31 protein-coding genes are annotated in these 23,283 nt (G+C 48.5%); 24 read left to right on the forward strand and 7 right to left on the reverse strand.

What is annotated here, in order from left to right; translation table 11 throughout:
- Nucleotides 1-336 precede the first annotated feature (336 nt).
- Both ACKF11_RS12705 and ACKF11_RS12710 read right to left on the reverse strand, forming a co-directional pair.
- The gene (locus tag ACKF11_RS12705) at nucleotides 337-1,467 is read right to left on the reverse strand and encodes a site-specific integrase (RefSeq protein WP_407997333.1); all 1,131 of its coding nucleotides are present in this window, start codon (nucleotides 1,465-1,467) and stop codon (nucleotides 337-339) included.
- 2 nt (nucleotides 1,468-1,469) lie between these two features.
- On the reverse strand, nucleotides 1,470-1,748 hold the full coding sequence (locus tag ACKF11_RS12710; RefSeq protein WP_407997334.1) for a helix-turn-helix domain-containing protein: 279 nt from the start codon (nucleotides 1,746-1,748) through the stop codon (nucleotides 1,470-1,472).
- 183 nt (nucleotides 1,749-1,931) lie between these two features.
- On the opposite strand from ACKF11_RS12710, the gene ACKF11_RS12715 reads away from it, so the two are divergent.
- The 6 genes from ACKF11_RS12715 to ACKF11_RS12740 all read left to right on the forward strand — a co-directional run bounded on the left by ACKF11_RS12715 (nucleotide 1,932) and on the right by ACKF11_RS12740 (nucleotide 7,348).
- Nucleotides 1,932-2,963: a tyrosine-type recombinase/integrase gene (locus tag ACKF11_RS12715; protein ID WP_407997335.1), complete on the forward strand. Its 1,032-nt coding sequence runs from the start codon at nucleotides 1,932-1,934 to the stop codon at nucleotides 2,961-2,963.
- 57 nt (nucleotides 2,964-3,020) lie between these two features.
- Nucleotides 3,021-3,338, forward strand: a complete 318-nt coding sequence (locus ACKF11_RS12720) for an integration host factor subunit beta (protein ID WP_407997336.1) — start codon at nucleotides 3,021-3,023, stop codon at nucleotides 3,336-3,338.
- Between the two features lie 222 nt (nucleotides 3,339-3,560).
- Nucleotides 3,561-4,124, forward strand: a complete 564-nt coding sequence (locus tag ACKF11_RS12725; protein WP_407997337.1) for a 3'-5' exonuclease — start codon at nucleotides 3,561-3,563, stop codon at nucleotides 4,122-4,124.
- 608 nt (nucleotides 4,125-4,732) lie between these two features.
- Complete coding sequence (locus tag ACKF11_RS12730; protein WP_407997338.1) at nucleotides 4,733-5,707, forward strand: nucleotidyl transferase AbiEii/AbiGii toxin family protein; 975 nt, start codon at nucleotides 4,733-4,735, stop codon at nucleotides 5,705-5,707.
- Between the two features lie 5 nt (nucleotides 5,708-5,712).
- Complete coding sequence (locus tag ACKF11_RS12735; protein ID WP_407997339.1) at nucleotides 5,713-6,465, forward strand: hypothetical protein; 753 nt, start codon at nucleotides 5,713-5,715, stop codon at nucleotides 6,463-6,465.
- Nucleotides 6,466-6,568: 103 nt separating this feature from the next.
- Nucleotides 6,569-7,348 carry a metallophosphoesterase family protein gene (locus tag ACKF11_RS12740; RefSeq protein ID WP_407997340.1) on the forward strand — a complete coding sequence of 260 codons (780 nt, stop codon included), beginning with the start codon at nucleotides 6,569-6,571 and terminating at the stop codon, nucleotides 7,346-7,348.
- Between the two features lie 44 nt (nucleotides 7,349-7,392).
- Here ACKF11_RS12740 and ACKF11_RS12745 read toward each other — a convergent pair whose 3' ends face one another.
- The gene (locus ACKF11_RS12745; protein ID WP_407997341.1) at nucleotides 7,393-8,175 is read right to left on the reverse strand and encodes a hypothetical protein; all 783 of its coding nucleotides are present in this window, start codon (nucleotides 8,173-8,175) and stop codon (nucleotides 7,393-7,395) included.
- Between the two features lie 8 nt (nucleotides 8,176-8,183).
- Nucleotides 8,184-8,621 carry a hypothetical protein gene (locus ACKF11_RS12750; RefSeq protein ID WP_407997342.1) on the reverse strand — a complete coding sequence of 146 codons (438 nt, stop codon included), beginning with the start codon at nucleotides 8,619-8,621 and terminating at the stop codon, nucleotides 8,184-8,186.
- A gap of 94 nt (nucleotides 8,622-8,715) precedes the next feature.
- Here ACKF11_RS12750 and ACKF11_RS12755 point away from each other — a divergent pair, with 94 nt between their 5' ends.
- The 14 genes from ACKF11_RS12755 (at nucleotide 8,716) to ACKF11_RS12820 (ending at nucleotide 18,033) form a co-directional block, all read left to right on the forward strand.
- On the forward strand, nucleotides 8,716-10,668 hold the full coding sequence (locus ACKF11_RS12755) for a helicase-related protein (protein WP_407997343.1): 1,953 nt from the start codon (nucleotides 8,716-8,718) through the stop codon (nucleotides 10,666-10,668).
- Nucleotides 10,669-10,719: 51 nt separating this feature from the next.
- Nucleotides 10,720-11,343 (forward strand): hypothetical protein, encoded by a 624-nt coding sequence (locus ACKF11_RS12760; RefSeq protein WP_407997344.1) that lies wholly within the window; start codon nucleotides 10,720-10,722, stop codon nucleotides 11,341-11,343.
- The gene (locus ACKF11_RS12765) at nucleotides 11,343-11,807 is read left to right on the forward strand and encodes a hypothetical protein (protein ID WP_407997345.1); all 465 of its coding nucleotides are present in this window, start codon (nucleotides 11,343-11,345) and stop codon (nucleotides 11,805-11,807) included. The genes ACKF11_RS12760 and ACKF11_RS12765 overlap by 1 nt, the downstream gene beginning before the upstream one ends.
- Nucleotides 11,740-12,708 (forward strand): hypothetical protein, encoded by a 969-nt coding sequence (locus tag ACKF11_RS12770; RefSeq protein WP_407997346.1) that lies wholly within the window; start codon nucleotides 11,740-11,742, stop codon nucleotides 12,706-12,708. The genes ACKF11_RS12765 and ACKF11_RS12770 overlap by 68 nt, the downstream gene beginning before the upstream one ends.
- Before the next feature lie 41 nt (nucleotides 12,709-12,749).
- Nucleotides 12,750-13,058, forward strand: a complete 309-nt coding sequence (locus tag ACKF11_RS12775; RefSeq protein WP_407997347.1) for a nicotinamide mononucleotide transporter — start codon at nucleotides 12,750-12,752, stop codon at nucleotides 13,056-13,058.
- Nucleotides 13,037-13,831: a lytic transglycosylase domain-containing protein gene (locus ACKF11_RS12780; RefSeq protein ID WP_407997348.1), complete on the forward strand. Its 795-nt coding sequence runs from the start codon at nucleotides 13,037-13,039 to the stop codon at nucleotides 13,829-13,831. The genes ACKF11_RS12775 and ACKF11_RS12780 overlap by 22 nt, the downstream gene beginning before the upstream one ends.
- 7 nt (nucleotides 13,832-13,838) lie before the next feature.
- Complete coding sequence (locus ACKF11_RS12785; RefSeq protein WP_407997349.1) at nucleotides 13,839-14,168, forward strand: hypothetical protein; 330 nt, start codon at nucleotides 13,839-13,841, stop codon at nucleotides 14,166-14,168.
- A gap of 95 nt (nucleotides 14,169-14,263) precedes the next feature.
- Entirely contained in the window at nucleotides 14,264-14,482 is a 219-nt protein-coding gene (locus tag ACKF11_RS12790) for a hypothetical protein (RefSeq protein ID WP_407997350.1), read from the forward strand.
- A 17-nt stretch (nucleotides 14,483-14,499) separates the two neighbouring features.
- A complete protein-coding gene (locus ACKF11_RS12795) occupies nucleotides 14,500-15,471 on the forward strand; it encodes a hypothetical protein (RefSeq protein ID WP_407997351.1) in 972 nt (323 codons plus the stop codon).
- Between the two features lie 257 nt (nucleotides 15,472-15,728).
- Nucleotides 15,729-16,232 (forward strand): hypothetical protein, encoded by a 504-nt coding sequence (locus ACKF11_RS12800; RefSeq protein WP_407997352.1) that lies wholly within the window; start codon nucleotides 15,729-15,731, stop codon nucleotides 16,230-16,232.
- Between the two features lie 88 nt (nucleotides 16,233-16,320).
- Nucleotides 16,321-16,740, forward strand: coding sequence for a hypothetical protein (locus ACKF11_RS12805; RefSeq protein WP_407997353.1), 420 nt, complete (start codon nucleotides 16,321-16,323; stop codon nucleotides 16,738-16,740).
- The gene (locus ACKF11_RS12810) at nucleotides 16,737-17,156 is read left to right on the forward strand and encodes a hypothetical protein (protein ID WP_407997354.1); all 420 of its coding nucleotides are present in this window, start codon (nucleotides 16,737-16,739) and stop codon (nucleotides 17,154-17,156) included. Before ACKF11_RS12805 ends, ACKF11_RS12810 begins: the two co-directional genes overlap by 4 nt.
- A 57-nt stretch (nucleotides 17,157-17,213) precedes the next feature.
- Nucleotides 17,214-17,666, forward strand: a complete 453-nt coding sequence (locus tag ACKF11_RS12815; RefSeq protein ID WP_407997355.1) for a hypothetical protein — start codon at nucleotides 17,214-17,216, stop codon at nucleotides 17,664-17,666.
- A gap of 70 nt (nucleotides 17,667-17,736) precedes the next feature.
- Nucleotides 17,737-18,033, forward strand: coding sequence for a WYL domain-containing protein (locus ACKF11_RS12820; RefSeq protein ID WP_407997356.1), 297 nt, complete (start codon nucleotides 17,737-17,739; stop codon nucleotides 18,031-18,033).
- Nucleotides 18,034-18,139: 106 nt separating this feature from the next.
- Here the strand turns inward: ACKF11_RS12820 and ACKF11_RS12825 are convergent, their stop codons facing one another.
- Nucleotides 18,140-18,592: a hypothetical protein gene (locus tag ACKF11_RS12825; protein WP_407997357.1), complete on the reverse strand. Its 453-nt coding sequence runs from the start codon at nucleotides 18,590-18,592 to the stop codon at nucleotides 18,140-18,142.
- Nucleotides 18,593-18,628: 36 nt separating this feature from the next.
- Complete coding sequence (locus ACKF11_RS12830; RefSeq protein ID WP_407997358.1) at nucleotides 18,629-19,144, reverse strand: hypothetical protein; 516 nt, start codon at nucleotides 19,142-19,144, stop codon at nucleotides 18,629-18,631.
- 141 nt (nucleotides 19,145-19,285) lie between these two features.
- Between ACKF11_RS12830 and ACKF11_RS12835 the strand changes: the two genes are divergently transcribed.
- Complete coding sequence (locus ACKF11_RS12835) at nucleotides 19,286-20,572, forward strand: tyrosine-type recombinase/integrase (RefSeq protein ID WP_407997359.1); 1,287 nt, start codon at nucleotides 19,286-19,288, stop codon at nucleotides 20,570-20,572.
- On the opposite strand, the gene ACKF11_RS12840 is transcribed toward ACKF11_RS12835, so the two are convergent.
- A complete protein-coding gene (locus tag ACKF11_RS12840; protein WP_407997360.1) occupies nucleotides 20,569-20,883 on the reverse strand; it encodes an immunity protein Imm33 domain-containing protein in 315 nt (104 codons plus the stop codon). The genes ACKF11_RS12835 and ACKF11_RS12840 overlap by 4 nt on opposite strands.
- Before the next feature lie 103 nt (nucleotides 20,884-20,986).
- Here ACKF11_RS12840 and ACKF11_RS12845 point away from each other — a divergent pair, with 103 nt between their 5' ends.
- The 3 genes from ACKF11_RS12845 to ACKF11_RS12855 are packed head-to-tail and all read left to right on the forward strand — an operon-like array spanning nucleotide 20,987 to nucleotide 23,179.
- Nucleotides 20,987-22,105, forward strand: a complete 1,119-nt coding sequence (locus ACKF11_RS12845) for a hypothetical protein (RefSeq protein WP_407997361.1) — start codon at nucleotides 20,987-20,989, stop codon at nucleotides 22,103-22,105.
- Between the two features lie 16 nt (nucleotides 22,106-22,121).
- Nucleotides 22,122-22,745 carry a DUF2026 family protein gene (locus ACKF11_RS12850; RefSeq protein WP_407997362.1) on the forward strand — a complete coding sequence of 208 codons (624 nt, stop codon included), beginning with the start codon at nucleotides 22,122-22,124 and terminating at the stop codon, nucleotides 22,743-22,745.
- Between the two features lie 2 nt (nucleotides 22,746-22,747).
- Entirely contained in the window at nucleotides 22,748-23,179 is a 432-nt protein-coding gene (locus ACKF11_RS12855; protein ID WP_407997363.1) for a hypothetical protein, read from the forward strand.
- Nucleotides 23,180-23,283: the final 104 nt, after the last annotated feature.

The following is a 23,283-nucleotide window of genomic DNA, read 5'->3' on the forward strand; positions in this document are numbered from 1 at the left end:
AAACACCGGATTGGCAAGACTATCGAACACAGGTTGAAACGCTATACCAGCGATCGTGAAAGTTAGCGACGGGCCGACCCTGTACGCCATGAGAGAATTTCAAACGATACCCTCCTGGGCAAGAAGCAACGCAAGTCTGCCAATTATTGTTAACGCAGATTGTGCTAATAATGTCCTCTCCACCTCCACTTTTCCAGCTACCGGATTGGCAATGAGGCAGCAGGAAAGAAAAATCTAAATTTGGAGGGGATTTATAGGATGTTGCAGCGGGAATTTATTCAATTTAATCAATTAAATGAAGGGTTTTTATTTAACACTAACCTGTGAAATAAAGTGTTAAAACGCTTCTTCGAACCTCATTGGGTTCACCATCACGACCGTATTTAGATCAATGATTTCAAGATATTGATCAGGTGCCGTAACTTTGTTATTGGCCATGAGCATTGACATAATTTTATGCATTAATACTTGTTCAGCTCTAACCATTGCATCATCTTCAGAGATGCCGGTGGCCACTAGATCATCAAAATCCAGGAACCTGTAGTGTATCCCATCATCACTGATCGTCTTAACGGCTGGGTAGGGCAGCAGACTATTTACGATCGTGTTGTTGCCCCTGGCCAACTTGTTGGAATCCAGCTTCTTGGCCAGTTTGATTGCGTGCAGGTGAGTATATCGCTTCAACATCGAGAGGGTCTTATGACCACTGATTGATGCGATTTCCATCATGTTCAGCCTACCAAGCTCAAATAGCCGGCTGATGGCCTCGTGACGTAGGTCGTGAAAATGGAGATCCAAAATACCCAACTTCTCATTCATGTAGCGCCAACATGATTTTAGGCCGTTCGAGCTATAGGTAAACACCGGGCCGTTAGATTTGGTACCAAGCAGCATCAGAGTCTCTTTTGCGCGCATGCTGAGGGGAACATCGCGAGTTGAGCCGTTCTTGGTTTCTGGCAAATGCACAACACGGTTACGTAAGTCTATGTGCTCCCAGGCGAGTGTCAGGATCTCCTTTTGCCTCATGCAGGTCTCAAGGGCAATCACTACAATTACATAGAGCTCTCGGTTAACATAGTTCCAGGCGTAGCTGAGGATCTGCCGATCCTCCCTGGCAGTCAATCTACGAGTTCTTCCGGCAGGAGGTTTGGGTTTTCGTACATCTTTGACAGGGTTCGGCCCGCAAATACCCCACTCAATGCGCCCGATGTCGAACATATTAGAGAGTAGCGACATTTCCAACCGTACGGTCGATGGTGACAACGGTTTAAGAGTCTTGGGATTGATTTGGCCAAGGCGGGTGTCACGGTACGTTGCAATATCGACGCTGGTAACTTTCGAGGCCTTTAGGCTGCAAATAGCTTCATTGCGAAGCAGGGAAGAAATTCGGTGCCGTTCTTGATCAAATCCCTTCTTCAGAATAGAAACTTCTTCCCTATACTTGATCAGGGCGTCCCTTATCAGCATAACTACTCCTGGTGACCAACGAGACTAATGCGGTAAGCCGTGGAAAAGGAACACAACAGGGCGTCCAGATCTGTTCCGAGACCGTTGCTCAGCTTGATGATCACAACGAGGGTAGGTGAATACATACCACGCTCTAAATCCCCAATGTAAGTTCTATCTAATTCACAGCGCGCTGCCAGCACGTCTTGGGTAAGGCCAGCGGCTTTCCTAGCATCCCTTAAGACTGCTCCAAAAATCAAACTGCTGGGCGCCTTTTGTTTTTTTGATATTGCCGTCTTCATGGCACCCAAATTTACTTTACATGGGATGCAAAGTCCTCCGGGTAAACACGGTATTAAAAATGAGATTAACGCAATTAAGTAAAAAATACTAAATACTGTTGTTTAGTCTTCAACTGACATGTTTATTTGCGTTAATCTCAAAATTAAATTTCAGCTGGCTTATCCCCAGTATAAAATTCACCTATGCGTACCAAAACATCTCAAAGCCTATTTGATCAGTGGTCGGAAGTGCAGCAACGCCGAGGCCTCTCCAAACCTAAGAGCCTTCAAGTCTACATTTCCATGTGGAATAGAATCTCCAAAACGGCAGCTAACATGGACTTGGACATTTCCAAGGCTAATCTAGTAGATCTGATTGAATTGGTGAATCAGTCGACTCAAGATTCAACGAGTTCCTATCCAAAGAGAATGGCGCAACTGCTGGCTCGTGTGCTTCTATCAGCTGATGACAAGAATTCAGCTGCAGCAAAGCTGCCTGATCAATTTCAGGATAATCGTCGAAAAAAACCTCTCATCCTCAATGCGACAGCTGTTATTACCACATTAACTGACGATGTGGCGCTCACTCCGAAACGTGTTAGTTCAACGCTAGGAGCAAAACGCGCACTTAGGCAGACAGAGATCCGCAAATGGAAGGTGACCAGGGCAAAGGCAATGGCTGCCTGCGCACTATATGCTGGCTTGAAAGCGAATGAAATTCTAAATCTGGAGCTAAATTCGATCATTCCAGACAATGATGGGTGTGATTTCAATATACAGGGAGCACGGCGCCGGCGAATTCCAATGTCTTCGCAAGGCCATCGATACATCATGGAATGGATGGACGCCAGGTCCAAGATTTTCGACAAGCTCAACCAGGAAGAAAAGGCGCAATTCACCACAAAGTTTTTTATTGGATCTTCCAGTGGAGGTCCTATTTCAAGGGCGACGGTTCACCGAGAAATTCAGAGGGTGTTGGAAGCGACCTTCAGTGAAGATGAGACTGGCCAGGAACAATCATTTACTGCAACCGCTTCCAGGAACGCTTTTGCTATCAAGCAAGCAATGAATGGCATACCCAAGCACATCATCACAGATTGGCTTGGATATAAGCACTCAGCCACTATCTACGATCGCATCAGTGCATTTGAAGAAAATGGAGGGGATGCGGTACCAGCTAAGGATAATAGCGCACCGACAAACCAGTATGCGTTATTCAAGCTTAGGCCCGTTTAGATACTATAGGCTGCTATAATCTAAAAATATTGCACACTCATTACAGGCGTACTGAAAATGGTTAGATCAGAGCTGGAGGAAAAGCTGGCAGATAGATTTTCACAAGACTTCTCCCGTGAGTCAGTGAAGGTTGCCTCTGATACCATTCTAAAAGCACTGTCTGAGCAATTGGCCAAAGGTGGACGTATTGAAATTCGTGGCTTTGGCAGTTTCTCTCTCAATATCAGGCCCCCCAGGGTCGGTCGTAATCCAAAAACTGGGGCTAGTGTTGAAGTGCCTGAAAAACGCGTCCCACATTTCAAGCCAGGCTTGGAAATGCGCGATCGTGTAAATTCCCACATCGAAACCAAAGAGCAGATCAAAATAGCTGCTTAATTCCTATACCTCATCCCTGCAGCCTGGCGAGATTCTCTCGCGACCAGGAGAAAGTTGGGGAGGGGTTCAAAGTTCTGTGCTTACTATAGGTTCCACAAAATCTAGTTTGGTGAGCACTTCAATTCTAAAGTGTTGCCATAAGCTGTCTTTATCCTATTTCCATACACAAGGATGTGATTCAAGGGCAGCCTAAACCACTCTATCTTTATAAATAGGACCAAATTGCAAGGATCTTTACCTGTACTTGTCATCGATCTGGAAGCCACTTGTTGCGACCAGGGCACCATTCCGCCTGAGCAAATGGAAATCATCGAAGTTGGAGCTGTTTGGGCCACGGTAGAGGGTGAAATCCTGGATAAACAACAATGGTTTGTGAAGCCATTGGAGCGACCGCTACTTACTGATTTTTGCCGCTCATTGACCCATATTGAGCAATCCAGTGTCGACGGTGCAAAACTTTGGCCAACTGTAGCTGCAGAGCTGATGGTATTCGCCAAACATTACCAGGGGCAATGCTGGGGGAGTTGGGGTGCATACGACCGCAGGCAGGTCGAGCGCGAGTGCACAAGGCATGGTATTGCAGACCCGCTGGATGGGCTTCGGCATATCAACTTGAAGGCTTCCTATGCCAAGGCCCGTAAAATTAAGCAGGTTGGAATGGCTACAGCACTTCAAATCTCGGGATTAACATTGGAAGGTGAACATCATCGAGCACTCTCTGATGCAATGAATATCGCACGCTTGATGCCTGGGTTAGATTTTGTTTTTCCTGAATTTAAAGACTGATTGCACAACACCAAATTGGCAATAAAAGAGCTATAGGATGGAATCAGCGAATATAGGATTATCCGCGAAAATGGGACACCTTATGGCAACAAAAACTTTGTAACCTAATGATTTTATTGAATGCAGGTGGGACAACTTATGGCAACCAAAGGACAAACTGAAATTAACCCGATAAAAAATTCAGGCTCATCAATTGTTCAATTGAACAATACATGATTTCAACCTCAATAATTGATCAGTAATGCAAGCAGTTATTTTGTATATTATTGTTTTTATTAGATATTTCTAAAGGCACCCTGAAACTAAATATTGGGTGTTTTCGGATCCCAGGGTGCTGAATTTCATTATTCTTTTGGTGCTAAGCGTAAGCCTGTGCGTTTGGCTTTCAGCAAAACTTCGATTACATCGGCAGCACTTGTTCCGTGAATATTGATAACGTTATTGACCTGAGCTATCGATAGAATTGAAAACCACCCTTAATCCAAGGTAATCAATAATTTAGCACCTCTCCAAAAGCTAAATTTCTTCATATATCTCCCATGTGGTATACTATACGCAATTACAATCCGCATTTGGTTTGTACGTTATCTCGAATACCAGGAGAAATCATGAGCAACCTCAGACGCAAACTCAGGAAAAGTGTTGAAGAGATTTTTGACGCCCAGTCCATCGATGTCGCCCTGGCCACCGAGATCCTGCAAGCGCGCATTTTGCACGCGTTGTTTGCCTCCCTGACACGCGACCTAGTGATCGTCAAAGGCGGCATTGCGATGCAGATGCTGACTGGCAGTAACCGGGCAACAAATGATATAGACCTGGCAGCAGAACCAAACGTGGTCACCAATACACTGCTGAACCATATGCGCCAGTCGATCAAGCAAGCTCTCAAGTGCGGCTTGCTTGAGAAAGCTACTTTCCGTGAGCAGGACACCACTGGTGGCGGCTTGTCACCTAAGTTCCATATCAACGGCGTGCTTGCCGGCACCCAGTCCAACGTTCACATCAAGATTGAAATCAGCAAGCGAGATCTACTCCCTGAAGAGGGTATTTCACGCTTTGAATACACACCACCAGCTTCATCTGGGCTGCCCCCATACCTGGTGCGCACCTATAGTCCAATGGCCGTGGCTGCTTCCAAGACCGCAGCCATGCTCGATACCAAGCGTTATTCCCCACGCGACATGTACGACCTTTTCGTACTGATGGAAATGAAGGTTGAGGCGCCTGTGGCCATGCTGGCTGGATTGGGCAGCGATGAAATATCACGCATGTGCAATTACCTGTGGACCAAGGTTGGTGCATTTACTTACAAAGAATTTGTAGAGAAGGTAGCGCCCCATCTGCCTGCTGAAGTAGTTGAAGGCATTGATGCCAAGGGCTGGATCCACATTCAGGTGCAGGTTGGTGAAACCCTTGAAAAATGGCTAGATCAAGCTGGCGCCATTGCAAAAGAGCGAATTCCCAGAGCAGAGATGCGTCATCACTACGATGAGCTGAAGCAAAGAGAATCAGAACCTGAAAATGAATCCAATATAGATCCCGTGGAAACAAAGCAACCTCGCCGCAGTGTTTTTGGAAGGTAGTAGGCATGCGCAATGAAGCCATCGCGAACCTGACCAAATTATTGAATGGTCCAATGAAGCCACGTGTGATACCCACGACAACGCTTTACGATTTACTTTTAAAACAAGTCAAAAAAGTAGATAAAAATAAAACCATAAGTCTTGCTACTTATTTCAGGCATTTAGATACCTTGGTCAAAATTGGTTTCCTGGCAAAGCTTGAAAACACTCGGGGGGTTTATGTCAACCTTCTGGCCGTCCCAAAAGTTGAGGCCAATGAAATAGCTGAGCATCTCGTACCTGAATCTGTAATCACCTTGCACAGCGCTTTGCACTACAGCGGAGCACTTAATAATCCAGCCAAGATTGTGACTGCTGTTATCCCCACCAAGCCGAAAGGTTGGCGCGGTGGTGAGAAGGTGGATGGTAGCTACAAACCATTTGGGGAATTCTGGTTTTTCAGGATGCCTGAGGATATGGTGCATTTACCTGACCTGGACAGCTCAGACTATGTGATCCCCTATCTAAATTACCAAATGGCTACCCCTGAGAAAGCCCTGCTAGATTGGATCTACATGGCCACCAGCCCCAGGATCAAAAGTAATGAGGGATATCCCCCCTTGGACATTGATCTCAAGAAACTGGATAAGCATAAGTTGGCCAGGATTGCTCGGTCTATGCGCTTGCATGATGAATATCTGGACTGGCTGAACGCTAAGCGTGACCACGATTCCAGCCCAAATGTTATGGGCAACATGAGTGTGGCGCTTGGCTTCTGATTAAAAATTAATCACCCTATTAAGCTGTTGAATTCAATAGCCTAATCTGACCAATCATATTGGTTATGCACAGGTATTGTGGAAAGTAATTGTTGGAAATTCGATGATAACCAAAAAAAGCAACATATTATTCTGTGGTGACCCACACGGTCAGTTCAAGCACATCCAAAGAGCGATCGATCAAGAGAAACCCTCCGCTGTCATTCTGCTGGGTGACATGGAACCACCCCAGCCGCTACATGAGTTGCTGACTGGTGCTCCTATCTATTTCATTCCTGGCAACCATGATGGCGAATCAGTGCTGCACGCCAGCAACATCTTTGAATCGGCCTATGCGGGCAACAACCTCCATAACCGGGTAGTTGAAATCGACGGCATCCGTATCGCTGGCCTGGGCGGTGTATTCAGTGAATCAGTATGGATGCCACCAGCAAATCCTGTCGCAGAGAACCTGGATCAATGGCACAGTCAAAATCAGTGGTCAGGCCAATACTTTGCCCAGCAAAAAGAATTGCATCGGCACGGCTCCATCTTTCTGGATGACTATCTAAACCTGATGACGATGAAGGCTGACATACTGGTTGTGCATGACGCACCTTCATGCCATCCATACGGCTTTGAGGCCATTGATGACCTGGCGCGCGAGCTTGGTGTCCATACGGTATATCATGGGGATCATCACGATTCTTTAGATTATTCAGCTGATGAACCGCTCATGGGTTTCAGGACTTATGGTGTTGGATTGCGCGGGATTACAGATCAGAATGGCAATAAGATTCGTGCAGGTGAACTTGATGACGATCGGTTTGAAGCTAGGATGAAAAAGAAAGCTGATCGAGATCAGTTTTTTGGTAGGCCGATGGCCAATCGAATGCGGATGTAATTACGAATAGAAGAGGGGGCAATTAATCATTGCCCCCTTTTTTATTAGAACGAAGCTTGAGCCTGGTCAGCTTTCTTAATTGCGCAGTGTTCGCCTTTTTCGATTACCGCGGCATAAGTCACCATATCTGAATTGCCTATGGGTACCAGATTGCAGGATTGAAGAACCGCCAGCTGGTCAGATTCAATTTTCTTATTCCAACGCCCGGTCACACTGACAGCCATTTCGTTTAGCCCGCGGCGAACCGAGTAAAAAGCCTGGCCAGTGCGTTCCATTTGGTCGCGCATTTTCAAATAGCTGGCTTCGGAAATCCTGTTCCAGTCGTAATCATTGCGAGCCAGGCTGGCAGCATTGGCGGCGCGCGCGTAATTCATGAAGGCGACCTGGGTAATGATCACCATTTCCTGAAATTTTGGCAGTTCCGTCTTGGGATCCATTTTGTGATCACCATTGGTCCATTGTCGACCATCTGGGTCCTTGAACGAGCCACCGGATGAAGCCAGGCTTTTACCCAGAACTCCACCAGCGATACCACCAACCACACTCATAACCTTGCTGCCATTACCGCCACCCACCTGGCTCCCAAGAAGGGCACCTGCGACAGCACCACCGATCGTGGCCATGCCTTCCTTAATTTTCTGAGGTATGACTACAGCTTCACCGGTCGGAGCTTCACTTTGCTCCGTTGCTGCGTCTGATTGCGCGCTACCAAAACCATGGTTGGCCTGCTGGGTAGCACCTTCCCAGGCCGCCAGCGAAGTTATTGGGGCACCTGACGCTATTGCTGACGCCAGGATCACCAATTGCAATTGCCTAAAGGCCTTCATGTCATCTCCTAGTTAAAAATTGATTTAAGGGCTTGCAAGCGATCCAGGTAAGCCTGCAGCTCGCAATTGAGGGGGATATCCGCAATTTCGGAATCATTGATCTCATCATCAATCAAACAATTCATGATGAGCCTGGTGTCGAAATCGGAAACAAAGGTGGGGGGCTTGCTGCTGATATAACCTGCGAACTCTTCAGTGCTGCAGATCACCGTTTTGGCGGCGGATATCCTGGTAGCCAGATACAGGATGGCCGCATTTACCATGGAGGCAAAATCACCGTCTCGCTGGTACCTATCCTGAATGATCGTTCTGTGCTCCAGAGGCAGAACATTAATTGCCACCATGGCCGAATCGACCAGGCTTTGTGAACTAATCACAATCGTGGGGTTTAATTGATGCGATCCCACGCCATGGACATTTTGCCCACCAGCATTCAAATTAGACATTCAGTTTTCTCCTTTGGATTGCTTATATTATATCGCATACGCAATGTGCGTGCTATAATATATGCCGAATATGTAATCAACTCGGAGACTTAGAATGGCCGGAAGAAAAAAAGAGATACCAATCGAAGAGGCGCTGGGTGTAACGCACATTTCCCAATCTCTCCTCATTCTCCCGAGAAAGCTACTGGATCTGCGCAACCCCATTACCAACCTTGCTGCAATGAACAGGGATAGTGGCAAGCAGGTTCTTACACTGACGCTCAAAGACAAGATTTACTATAGTGGTTCGGGCAAGCAGCTGGTGAATTCTAACAATGGCATTCCCATAGGAAAGCCAGCGCGTGTGCGCTTGACTTTCGTTGATGCCAAGGGGCAGTTCATCAACTCCACCTGTTTCCAACCCTTCCAGTTCTACCAGATCCCAAATAACCAAACCATGACAATCATGGCCGAGTACGGTGAATACAACGGTAGATCCACTCTGGAAAACGTTGAAATTGTTCCGGATGCCCTAGTTGGTAAGCTTGCTCCCATTTACCCTGCAATCCGTGGCAAAGCTAGTGCCGATGCGGTATTCGCCGCAACGCGTGACGCCCTGGATAATCACCTGGATACGGCCGCTGAATACTTTGTTGGCCATGCCGGTATGCGCCCGGATGACATTGAGAAGCTGGTGAATGCTGATGCTATAGGCCTACTTCTGGGTATACACGACCCCCTTACGCCTGATGAATTCGAGAAGGCATTGGCCGCTGCCAAGAAGATTGCAATCCATGAAATCCAGCTCAAGGCTGATCGCATGAAGAATCGCCCACCTGAAAAGCGCTCTATGTTGCTTACCTCGCCCATCACCTTTAACGGCATCACACCCACAGATGATCAGGCGCGCGCACTGGAAGAAACCCTGACTGACATCCGTTCTGGCTTTGCAATGCGTCGCTTGCTGTCAGGTGATGTTGGCCGTGGCAAAACACTGCCCATGATCGGTGCGGCCGCATCGGTATGGCGTGCCCAGCGCGAAGCGGGCAAGGATGTAAACATTGCGATCATCCTTCCCAATGAAGGCCTGGTAAACCAGGTGATGGCCCAGATGGAGCACCATTTCCCTGATGTTGTGACATCACCCATCACTGGAAGCCGCAAGAAATCCTGGGAAAAGGGCGCTGTGCTCATTGGGACATCCGCAATAGCCCACCTCAAGGAATATAAGGCTGACCTACTCATCGTCGATGAGCAGCAGAAATTCTCCAGGGAGCAGCGTGAGGCTGTAACTGAGGATCACACCAATTTACTTGAAGCGACGGCCACGGCCATTCCTAGAACTATTGCACTCATTCAGCGCGGTGGCATGGACGTCTCGATCCTGAGGCAGTCCCCAGTGGTGAAGGAAATTGATACCTATCTGGTCGGCGCCGACGATCGTTTTGCCATCTATGACGACATCAAAACAGAGGTTGAGGCTGGTAACCGCGTGCTGATTGTCTACCCGCTGGTAGATGCTGGCGACAAGGATGAGCCACAAGACTTCCCAACGGTTGAAGAGGGCTATCAAGCTTGGGGCCTCATGTTTGGGGACAAGGTGGGCATGGTGCATGGCCAGATGACTGCTGATGAAAAAGCAGATGCCATAGCTAAGATGCGCAGTTTGGAAACCCAGGTTCTGGTTGCCAGCTCAGTCGTAGAGGTTGGCCTGGATATTCCTGATGTCACCATCATGATGGTGGTTGATCCCCAGCGTTACGGCATGAATCAAATCCATCAAATGCGCGGCAGGCTTGTTCGTAATGGCGGCAAGGGCAATTGCTACCTGTTCCCGACTCAGGCAGTCGGTGAGGATGCAATGAAGCGCCTGGAGGGCCTGGTGGAAACCAATGATGGCTTTGAGATTGCTGAACGTGATCTCCAACTGCGTGGTTTTGGTGATCTCAGTATCGACTCTGAGGAACAAAATGGGGCGGCCAATGTGACTTTCCGTGGCCTCAAGATCATGCCTCAGGATTTCGACCCGGCGCCCGAGCCAACAATCAGCAGGGGCCCAAGGCCTTAAAAAGCATATCGCTTTTGTGATATAATATATGCACTTTAATAAGGGTTAATCATGACTGCCCAGTACATTTTGGATGGACTCAACAAATTGGATGCCCAGCTCCGCGAAAAGGGCAGGATAACCTCCACCGAGCTCATGAAGTTTATGGAGCGCAGGACAATCACCAGTGTGATTGCCAAAGGCATCCAGCCAACCAAGGAAAATCTGGAGCGCGAATTCGATACCCAGGCCCAAAAGTATGGTCATGCGATCCTCTATTATCGCGACATGGGTAAGCAGCGCTCTGAAATTATCGTCAACACTGCCATGCAGAACCTGAGGGTTCAGGAGCAACGCATTGTTCAGCTGCAGGAAGAAGAGCTGGAAATGAACCTGCAAAGGCTTGGTGAGCGTGACAAGGAAGCCAAAATCACTTTTCTGGCCATGGCCAAGACTATTGATGAAGTGCAGGATCTAATGGCCTTCACTGAAACTGGCGATGTTGGTCAGCTTGCCACTAAGGCTGCATTCGACAAACTGGTCGGGGGAAGTCCCATCATCGAATACACGAAGATGCTGGCCCAAAGGCCCCATCTCGTAAAGGGCGCCCTGGAATTAGCTGGCGCCAATCAATTAACCGGCATGGCCAAGTTGGCCGTTAAAAAAGCCACCTTTGGTACTGTAGGAGGTTTGTAATGAGTTCAGTCAAAAATGGCGATCTAGTCATCCTCAATTCCCCGTTCGATAAGGCAGAAGTGATTGCGTTTATTAGTTCGACCAAGACCACCCCAGGCGGTGCTGTCGAAACTGTAAACCTTGCCTTCGAGTTCGATGACATATCCAAGCCCGAGCTGGCTTACGAGCTGGATGAAAACGGGGTCCGCAACCTGGTTGTTGAAAACTTGGGTAATCACCTGGAATTCTTTGATTCCAAGCGTGTGGAGTACAAGACCATATTGCGCTATGCCGACGAAGCTATGGGTCCGGTGACCATGGCCTGGGCAATCTCTAAGCTTGCCCAGCCCGGCACGCCTACTACTGAAGTGTCAGTTAAATCGATTATCCAGGAAGCAACAGAGGAAGGAAAAAACCGTGTCCGCATTCTCCAGAAGCAAGTCGATGACATCCTCGCAAACCTCGGAAGTGGATCCAGCAGCTGAAGAAGTTAAGGTTGATACGCCTGCTATCCGCGCGGGCATGTCCTTTGCCTCCCAGAACAAGGTTGTAGATCCCAACGAATATGCTTTGGATCATCCCAGCATGTTCAAGCGAATCCATTATATGTCTGAAGACGGCACTTCTCAGCTTGTCCTGGTTGAAGGATCTGGCATAGTCGACCTGGTGACCAATGAATCAGCAAATGGCTGGTACATCAAGGCAGGCAAGTATGGCGGGGATAGATTCCATTTTGTTGACGGTAGGTGGCACCATGACCATGAGCCAGCTTGCATCCTCAAAGACGATAAAGGTGTTATCTGGTACAAAAATGGCTTGATGCATCGCGACAATGGCCCAGCCGTAGAGTTAGTGACAACTGGTGGCGATATCCGCAAATCCTGGTACCGCAATGGCCTGCGCCATCGCACTGACGGCCCTGCGCATCAAGTCACCCGTGAAGACGGTGTGGAATTTGAGATGTATTATCAGAATGACGTGTTACATCGCACTGACGGGCCGGCCATGACTATTATGGATGCCGCGGGCAATACCATTAGCGCAGAATATCGCGTGCAAGGTTTATTGCACCGGGAAGGTGGCCCGGCATACCAAAGCGGCGAGCTGATGGAATTCCGCCAGGAAGGCGAGTTGCACAACCTGGAAGGACCGGCATTAATCCAGCCAGGCAAGACGCCTCTGTATTACCTGCAAGGCCTGGAAGTCACGGCTGCAGAACAGCGCAAAGCCTATTTGGAAAACCGCCAGGCGTCGATTGGCAAATCCAAAAAAACCACAGGCCCGACACCTGCTAGATCTGAAACCCAAAAACAGAGTGATATGGTCCGCAAGATCGATGGCTGGGTCTCGAAGAGGGAAGCAAAAAACAAATCTCCTCGGCCATAAAGTTTTTGATGATGATGCTTATGTGATATACCATTTGCAATATGATACTTGACACACTCCTTACTTTAATCGCCTCCATCTCCACCCCCGGTTTCTGGGTGGAGATTTGGAACAGCTACATCACCACTCGGGATTTTTGGGTGCAAGTCATCATCTTGCTTACCGGCCTGGGTGGTCAGCACTTGGTTGCGAAACGAAGGGTAGAGGGGTTCTATCTTTGGTTTATCGGTAATTTCGCCATCATTCTCGCGGCTATACCAAGTGGCATGTATGGAATGGCCGTGCTTTACACCATCTACATTGGATACAACCTCTATTCGATTAAGGAATGGAAGAAGGCGACAACATGATTCAAGGACTACTAAATCCCCAGAAGCACAACGCCCTGCTTGAAGAAGCACGCAAGATTGAGATGTTTCATCACGTGCCCGAAACCACTTCTAAAGATGGACTGGTGCTTGCTGGAACCATAATCGCTGGCCTTGTCCTGGCAGCGCAAACTGTTTTGATTGATGCCCCGGCAAACAAGCCAGGCAATGACGCCCAATCCAGTCACTATCCAGTACACCTTCAGCAAGATCAATATCCTGAAAAGTTGTATATTAGGGATGACCAGGTGGACATCAGTCCGGAAGCCAAGAGGGAACTGGCTAAAGCGATAGATGCCACATGGAACACTGGCTTCATTCGGGCTAATCAGGTTGTCACTATGGCTGTCGATGCAGGTTCGGCATCAGACCTGGATCCTATCTTGATTCTCTCTGTAATGGCCAAGGAATCCAGCTTCAATCCAGCTGCAGTCAATAAACTTGGCCCTGAGGGCCTGATGCAGGTATGGCGCAAGTGGCATGCTGAAAAATATAAAGAACTGGGTATTCCTGCATATCAAAATCCTACACCGAGGGAGAATGTTATCTTGGGTGCAGCAGTGCTCAAGGAATACCTTCATATGGAGCAGTTTGATATCAAGCGCGCTCTGCAAAGGTACAATGGTGCCCTGGCGCTCCCTGGAACTGAGTACGCCGATAGCGTGCTCGAATATCATGGGATATTTTCCGATGCGGCCGGCCTAGTTTCTCCATACCGGAAAACCGAGGCTTTCAGGGTGTCAAGTAATTTTTAGGTAACTTATGAACAATCAAACACAACCTATTGAAGTAGATATCAATACAGCTTACCAAATGATGGTTGCAGCATCTCCTGATGATGCCGCGCTGGAAGAACTACTGGCAAAACTGATGGGCATGACTGTGTATGATGAGTTATCCGATGTTCACCGTGAGCATTACCGGCAAGCGGCTGCGGCAGCCAGCACACTGATCGCCATTCAAGAAGCGGGCAATGTCCCTGCGTTCAATCCTTTTGATTTCGTGTGCGGCCTACCCGCCATGGCATTCCGCCTAGTATTTGCACGCAGGATCGCAGATCTACGCGGTGTTGATGTCGGCCTGAACGAATAAAAATCCATTTGATTCGTGGTGTTCAATGCTGTATAACTATAATCGCTTATGTGGTATAATGTTCACCATCTTTCAACGTATTTTGGTGAACAACTATGGCTAACGAACAGAAGACATCCAACAACCAAGGAGGCTTTGCCGAACTGGATGTGCAGAATGGGGCAATGACCAGCCTGGTGGCTATGTTATGCAGCGAGCTGCAAGCTGGCACACCAGAACATCAAAAGCTTGAAACCATGATCGGCGACACCTTTGCAGAAAAGTGTGTGGAAGAAGCCGTCAACCAAAGTGAATCCCCCAGGATGCGCATGTAGCTCGGACATGCAATTGAATGACGTCATTATTAATTTTTGCCTCTGCACTCATCTCGATTGCCTTCCTGGGTAACCAGCTTTCACAATTCGCAATCAAAGAATCCTCCACCCTGGGTGGCCTAAAGGGTTCTCTGGTTGCAACCCTTCCAGCAGCGCTCATCTCCGCAGTCGTAATTGCAGCAACCAGCTATAGTGCTGACCACATCACCCTGGTGCGGGATGCCTCGTTCGCATTGTTCATGTTCAATATCGCAGGCATTGCCGGCGCAGCATTCGTGGTCGCCGCTCTCAAGCGTGCCAGCGTCTCATTCAAAGGCCAGCTCGATCCTTATGGCGTGCCATTGCTCATACTGCTGGCGGTACCATTCTTCCTACCCACGTTTGTTCCGGATTTCGCAAAGGGCAAGTGGTTGTGGTTTGTGATCATCAGCATGCTGGCGCTTTATGCTCTGCAGATCTCCCAGCCAACCAAGAAGATCGAAATTCAGCAGCTGGTGTCGTCACAGCAAGCTCAGGACAACCTCTTTAAAGTTTGGGCTGACCTTGGTATTGGATCCTATGTCATAGCAGGGCTCATGCTGGCAGCCATTACATTCCTGGCACTGCAGGTAGGGGAGACCTTCACTGAGGCCTCAGCGCTGCTCAGCCTATCGCACACATCGCTTGCAATACTGATTGTCGTAGCGCTGCAATATGCTTCCATCCGCAGGGTTGTACCTTTGCTGGCCAAAGATAAATTCCACCTGGCAGTCATCCAAAATACCGTGCTGACCTTTTCAACGGTTGCTTTGGTGTTGCCCTTGATAGTTGTGGCCAACCTCGGCCTGGGCCTGGAACTCGAATGGTTATTCACACCGTTCCAGGCACTGCTGACAGCGCTGACATTACTTGTCTTCCACCTGGTTGCGCGCGACAAAGACCAAATAGGTCTGCTTGAAGCCGCTGGATTGCCGCTGCTATTCCTAGCTTTCCTCTTCAATGGCCTATAACAGGACGCGGATATGAAAATTCAATTGGGGTTTAGCGATCAAGTTCAATCCAAGGACGAAGGCTTCAGGATAGAAGAGCGTGTCAATTGCAAGAGCATCCATGACTGCAGATGATTGGTATTTCATTCATACTAACCCTCTCAAGAAGGACTAACCAATTGTATGGAAGATAACAACTGACTTACCAAGAATTGACATAGAGTGATGAAAAATAAATTAGAAAAACTATTTGAAATCAAGATATAAGGATTAATTTCGTGGAAACAAACATCCATAAAGATCACGTCCAGCAAGCAATAACCAATTTTGGTCGGCCACTATTGCTTGGAAAAATTGAAAACTGGGAAGATTTGTTTGAAGACCTGGTCTATGCGGAGGCGTTGCCTCCACTTTACGGTCGCAACTACTACCCATTAATTAATAGTATCAATGGTAGTGTCTGGTTTGATATGGCTAAAAAAATAACACTTCACGCCAAACCCAAACCCGAACTAATAGATAGCGTGCGCAGAGCTATTGGCCACAATGAGATTAAGCCTCCTAATGGAGGGTATTTTTCTAATCGTGAATCTACTAACCTGGATAATTTAACTGGTTTCAAACTAATTGCATGGGAAAAAAAAGGTGTTGTTCTCATTAAAGCCAATCGATTAGATCACTCTGACTTTGGTACTTATATTGGATTCATTGATATTGCGAAGGTACCAACTATATTGCCTGGGGAAGATTACGCACCTAAACCGAACCGCCCCAAACTGTAAGAAAAAAAGGGCGAATGGCGACATGTCATGATTTCTGATAATTGTAATTATCAGAAGTTTAATAATTCACCGTAATGAGAGTGACAGAATGAGAATTCAAACAGCTTACGATTCCACACTAACTGACTTGAAATTTGGTGTTCTAGGTCCAGATGAATTCGTTGTCCAGTTTTCCACTGATCTTCAGCATGAACCATCAACACCATACTTTTCATTTCTGACAGATGCTGAAGCTGATAACCACCATACGGATGTGTTAAAAATTGAAGTTTATGCATCAATCAATGGGGAAGGCCCTAGCCAAGTTGGTGTTGTTATCTTGGAAACTGATTCTCTAGAAGATTCAGAGATATTGGATTCCATTTCGGGACAAGGGGAAGTGCTTTATATGATCAAACAAGAAGACGATAGTAATGTCGTGCTCTGCATGATCAAATTATCATTGGGTATTAACAACATTGAATGGATGGAACCTTCACCACTCTTCAAAAGGACAACTAGTTTATGAAAATACAATTAATTGGCATTGACCACCACGCAGTGACATCAGCTTATGCATCCGTGGTTGATGGTGACCATTTATCCATACTGATCAATACTCGGGATCGCTACGTTGATTTCCACCGTGTTGGCGCCTCACTGGATTACATCGCAGACTATCAGCAGGCCCACGGTCAGGACGCTAAGGTGCCCGAGCATGATTGCGTGCAGATATTCTCGAACAATGATGCCTCTGACCCTGGCAGCGTGGTTTGCGAGGTCGTTTTCATCGCAGAGAATGATGCTGAGATCAAGCTGCTGCGCGGTGCCTGTTATATTTCCCAGGAAAAGGACCAGATCGAACTCCTCAAGATCAATCGAGAGATGAAGCTCGACGCCGAGACGATCGCTGAATTCCGCCATCTACCCAAGCCAAAGCCCTAAATCGGGACCCAAGCCGTCCCGCCATGCAACCACCAATGATGTAAGGACCGTACACAGATGAGCTCTATTGAATTAAAACTGGTTGAGTGTGCCCTAGCCCTTCAGGACAACGATAAAGCCTTCCAAAATGGCAAGTTAGGGTCTGTACCGCATGCCTATGCCAGGGAAAAATTGCTGATTGAGGGAATCAACCTGGTAGCCAGCCTGCACAACGTGAAATTGAAGCAATACACCAGCATTGATACCCGCGGTGAGATCACCGTATTCGCTGATGGATGCACGTTTGGATCATTTGCTGAAGTGTTGAATAATCACAATCCAAGGACTGGGATTGCCCCGGGTGCGATTATGCTTCCCGAAAGCTCTTGGTGCTGGGTGAACCACTTTGAGGTTGAGTCTCTGGTTAAACAATCTGCCATCCTGCACTCTTCTGCAATCAACCAGAGCGCAGCTGAGATCACACATCAAACATCAGCACTTCCAAGGCGTCCAGGCCCTAACTTGCATTGATCTACTAGGTTGGCCAAGATACAGGTATAGATTCCTGTTCAATGGCTGACCTGCTCTTCTGTGTAAACCCATGAACAACCCTGCAGGCGTGGAGCGAATCATCTACCCCCACTCTATCGTTCGTGCACCACGCAGATGGCATATTCGTGCCTGGTGCGATAAGAACAAGGCATTTAGGGACTTCACACTAGGTCGCATTGCAAACGACCTTGAAGGCAGCCAGAATGGCGCTGAGATGTCCAAAGAGGCTGATTTGGAGTGGAATGCCGAAGTCAAAATTCATATCACTGCGCATCCAAAACTAACAGATGAGCAGCGAGTCATGATCAAGGATGAATACTTTTCAGGATCTAAAGGTCGCCATTGACCCAGAAACACAGTTGCCACCTGAATACCAGCTTCAAGCCACTCTGCCTGAGGGAGTCCCTACGACGTTCTCACAATAAAACAAGGGGCCGAGGCCCCTTTGTAATTTAGTGATTGGCACTATAGTTCTGCATACCTATGGCCACCTGGTCGACCGTGAGCTCATCCAGGATGCCCACAATACGCGAGGTTGGATGTTTGTCCAGGATGGCCAAGATGGCAGCTTCATGCTCATCCTGCGTGCAGCTAAACACCGCCAATTCAATGTCATCAATACTAGGCTGACTGATCTCTTCATCAGTCATGATGGCGACAAAGGTGGTCTCACCAGGCACTTCGGCCGCGCCTTCACCAAATTTGAATTCGTTCATTGCGACCACCAGCACCTGGATGGTCTCTTGGTTCAGTACGGCTGCCAGGCGGTGCCCTTGCAGCTTAGTCATGACGGCATTAATGGCCATTGGGATTTCAGCTTCAACCTTGCCATCAACGAATGTCATGCCGAAATGAGATGGTAGGCTTGGAGACTGCTGGTTTGTTGTAATCACTGCGAGTGTCATATTGTGGCTTTCTTTGATTTATTGGTTGACCAAGGATTAGCTGACTTTGAGGGTGCCAGTGGAGACCAGCTGGGCGGCATCGTCAGCCTTCTTGGCGCGCCAGCTATCCAGGTCTGGTAAAACACCAGGCGCCTTGCCGTCGACCTGCCCTTCCAGAGCGGATGTCTTCATGAGCTTATCGATGCCGGCATTGATGAAGCTGTTACGGTTTTCATTCTTGGTACCCTGGAGCTCATACTGGGCCTGCAGCTCCTTTTTGCTGGAGAACCTTTCCAACAGCTTACCAAAGGTCGAGATTGCGATCCCACCAGCGGCCACAGTGCCTGCAGTGGGCATAGCCACAGCTGCCAGTGCTGGCGCCACTACAATTGCACCTCCTGCAGCCATCAAAGCTACTGTCGCGGCCAAGCCACCACCGAACAATATTGCCCTACCGAGCTTGGCATCGGACTGATAACTCGCGATTTTGCCGTTCAGGATGCGGTTGTAGTTATTACTGAGCGTTTGACGCATCTCAGCAATTTGGTCCTTGTTGAAGCTTTGAATTCTCATCGTGCTTTCCCGGGTGTTGATTTAGAGTGAACATTATACCGCATTAGTCGCTTATGATATCCTACATAAGCATCGTATAGATTTGATATTTAACCTGGGCCACCTCATCAACTATGCCTTGATTCCAGTTAAAATACTGACATGCAAACATTCCACCAGAGGTTCCTTGCTGCCCTCAATCCATCCAATGATGGATCCAGTGGGTTATACAGGGGGGACACCGCCCTTCTAGCCGCCGAATACCATACTGACCAGGATGCCATTGCAGGCTTCCTGGCTGAATACACCAGCTCACCAGCCACACATCGAACTTACGCGCGGGAAACCGAACGACTGCACATGTGGGCCGTGCTCTGGAAAAGCAAAGCCCTATCAGATCTCTCAACAGAGGACTTTCAGGATTACCTGTCCTTTCTTGATGCCCCTGACACCAGCTGGGTGAGCAAGCAAAAATTCAGGAAGGAAAATCCAAACTGGCGCCCTTTCGTCCTGATATTGGATAAGCCTGATGGCAGCGACACCACGGGCTTGCAGACAGAACCCAAACTTGAAGACAACCGAGGCCTGGCCAACTCTGCGATCGTTGTTGCCCTGGCTTCTATAGGCTCCCTGCTCAACTGGCTAGTCCAGATCGGCTATCTGCGCATGAACACGCTGGCGCCGCTAAGAAAAGAGAAGCGGCTCAGAAAGGCTTCATCCAGGTTCAATGCCCAAAAGGTCAGCCGTTTTCTTGATGATGACATGTGGAATGCGGCAATCCAGGCGATTGAAGATCAACCAAGGGTTACGCCCCTGGATATCATCCACTATGAAAGAAATCGATTCATACTGGCCATGTTCACCTTGCTGGGATCTCGCGTTTCAGAAGCATCCAGCTCATCCATGGCTGACTTTGTAAAAAGGAATACAGGGTGGTTCTGGGAAGTCACAGGCAAGGGCGACAAGGACGCCGAAGTAGCGTGCCCGAATGATTTCATAGAATCTCTAATGCGCTGGAGAAACGCGCTTGGACTACCAGGGCTACCTAGCCGGCAAGACAAGCGCCCGCTGCTGCCACCCATCAATAAGTTTGGTGAGCCACTATTCAGGGTCATTGATAAGAGGGCCAAGGTAGAAGAAAAGTCTCACCGGCGCGAGGGGATTACTGATCGCAGAATCAATCAGATCCTGAAAACCATTTTCAGCCTGGCAGCCAATAATCCAGCATTGAGCGAGGATAAAAAGGCGACCTTGAGGAATGCCTCTGCTCACTGGCTAAGGCACACCTCAATCACTCAGAAAATTCACTCTGGAATGTCACCCTTTATGGTGCAGGAAGACGCCAGGCATAGCGATATCAGGACGACCAATCGCTACTCTCATGACAAAGAGAAAATGCGCTCTGATGAGGCCCAGAAACATAAGCTGAACTGGGGCAACAAGGCCTAGCTGGGCTTGAATGTCCTGGTATTACCCACCGCCTCAAATGGCTCCCCTGCCTCAAGGCGCACGAAGCGGCTGCCAGGCGCAGACTCAAGCAAAGAGACAAACGAATCATCCTTGTTGAGCACGGCGCCAAGCGAGATGAACATCATCTCTTCAGGATCATTGAATTCCTCGGGGCTTTCCTTCCCGTTCAAAATGACCCAGCCACTATCAAGCTTGTTTTCCGGATCTGGCTCAGTGCGGAATACCGCACCTATCAATTTCCCATGTACTTGAATTCGGCTGCCAAATCTTTCGCGCGCTTGAAATGCCAATCCTGCATAACTAACCTTTTCGTTCTGAAAGCAAAAATGAAAGGTTTAAAAATCGCTTTTAGTATACCCCATGGGGAGAAATATTGGCCGCGTGGTATAATGGATGCATACCATTTTTAATCAACCCTTATCAGCTTTCCCAAAGGGCATCATGACAGCGATTTTGGCCTACCATGGATCTGGCACTCCAATCCAGAGCTTCGATTATCAGTACACGGATATCGGCAACGATCAGGAAGGCAGCGGCTTTTACTTCACCACTTCGAGAAATGACGCTATCGGCTATTGCACGCGGCGCCTCAATGGTGAGGTAAAGCCTGGCGGCATGCTCCACCCTACCCTGCACGAAGTCAGCCTCAATATCAGCAATCCAATTCATCGTGATTTGGAGATGGTGATTTCTAAAGAACACGTCAAGAAAATCATCCTCAATTCTCCTATGCTTGATGAAGCCCTGGAGAACTGGGGTGATGTGAACTTCACGCCCAAGGATGACCTGATCAATGAGGCATTGGATGCCTACGTATGGCCTGAGCCATATTCGCTGATCAAGCAGCTCAACATGCTATCCAATGACTTCTACAAGGGCTCTACAAAGGAATTCTTTGATATCGTCCGCGAGCTATTGGGGTTTGATGGAGTCGTAAGCCCGTACGATGATCACACCCACTATGTAGCATGGTTCCCTGAGCAAGTTGAAATTCACGCCAGGCTTAACCTGGTTGAGATGAAGATCCAGGAAGCGGGTGAGGTGCTGGATGATCCCCTATTGAGCGACTACATGCTGCTCTACCATGGTACCGACATGGAATCTGCTGAAAACATCATCAACCATGGCGTCGACATCAACAAATGCACCAAGGGTTACTTTGGCCAAGGTTTCTACCTGGCAACCAATGTCGAACTTGCCATTGCCAACTATGCCGATTTCTCCGGTGAAGATGGTGCTGTTATCGCCTTCGTTGTTCCTTCCATCAAGGATGTGCTGGATCTACGGGAAGTTGATGACTCCGCCAGGTATACGGAAAAGCTCAGCAAAGACATTGGCAGTGACCAACTACCGAACCTTGCCATTAAGAATGGCATTGATGGTGTGTTCGATCGTTCCTTTGGCGGGGTCGTGATCTATAACCCCAATGCCATTACCCCGATTGGGCTTGTTCATGCTGATACAATCGCGCAGATCAAAGCGAAACGCAGCTCTAACCAACACAGACCTTAATAGACGATATATCCCCATGGGCCAATCCAAACTCAAGAAGCAACAATCGACAAACAAGCCCCTGACCGAGGATTTGGTAAGGGCTGTCAGCCAGGCGCTGATCAAGCTGGCCCGCGCGGCGAGCGCGCAGTATGGCGTGGATTGCGCAATGCATGCCGGCCTTGGACAGCAGTTGCTGAAGCGCGAAGGCATTGATGCCCAAATCGTGAATGGCGAGGCAGCCTGGCGCGTGGGTGAAGGCGACGGCGATATGGTCGTGCATGCCAAAATGCCCGGGATGGTTTACCAGGGCGAAAATGCTTTGGCGTTCCACTCCTGGCTTGAGTACGGTGAATACATCATTGACTTCACGGTCTACCAGCTCGTTGAAAAAGCTGAGGCCCTGGATCAGCTGGATGGCGGCAAAACCACGGTGGATTGGTGTCCAGACTACCTGTTTGCTAAGCGCGAGACTGCCACCAGCCTGCACGCTGCCACCCAGGGTGGTACCGGCCTATACCACTACCGCAAAGATCCGGTCATCCATAACAAGGTCATGGCCAACTGGAAAGGTGTCGACCAGGAAGACCTCAATAATCTGATCAGGATCATGGATAACCCAGACATGATGGTCTTGGGTCCAATGAACATGGGTCTATAGCCATGAGCATCGTTGAAGCTGGAATCATTGATACAACACTGATTGACCTCGCCAAAGCCAAAAAGCCTGGCAAGACTAACAGGTACGATGCCAAAGTGCATTGCTATAAGGGTGAAATCAACGTCAACCTGAAGCCTGAAGGTTATCGGGGCGTAGGCTTTACTGTTTCCATCATGATCGAGGATGGCTACCCAGTCGTCCAGGTCTACAACGATGAGCCAGAGATCAGCGACCCGCTAGTAATCGTGGAAGCCAGTGAAAGGACCTACAAACTGGTGACCTTCGATGAAGACATGGGGCCATTTCACCATGGCCTATGTCCAAGGGTATCCCGCCAGTCGCAGGCATACGATGACTTCCTGAAAACCAAACTAGCTGAAGAAGTGAGCGAAGGGATTTCTGAGGCCGTAGTGAGAAAAAAACCCAGGATGTAACCTGGGCCTTCGGTGCGCAGCTGAATTTACATCCTGGGGCGCAGCACTGCTTTTTCTGACCCCTCTCCTTCATCCCCATCATGGTTTGTTGCGCAGCACTGTGC

It is taken from the genome of Methylobacillus draconifructus (genome assembly GCF_045984385.1).
Taxonomy (GTDB): Bacteria; Pseudomonadota; Gammaproteobacteria; order Burkholderiales; family Methylophilaceae; genus Methylobacillus; species Methylobacillus flagellatus_A.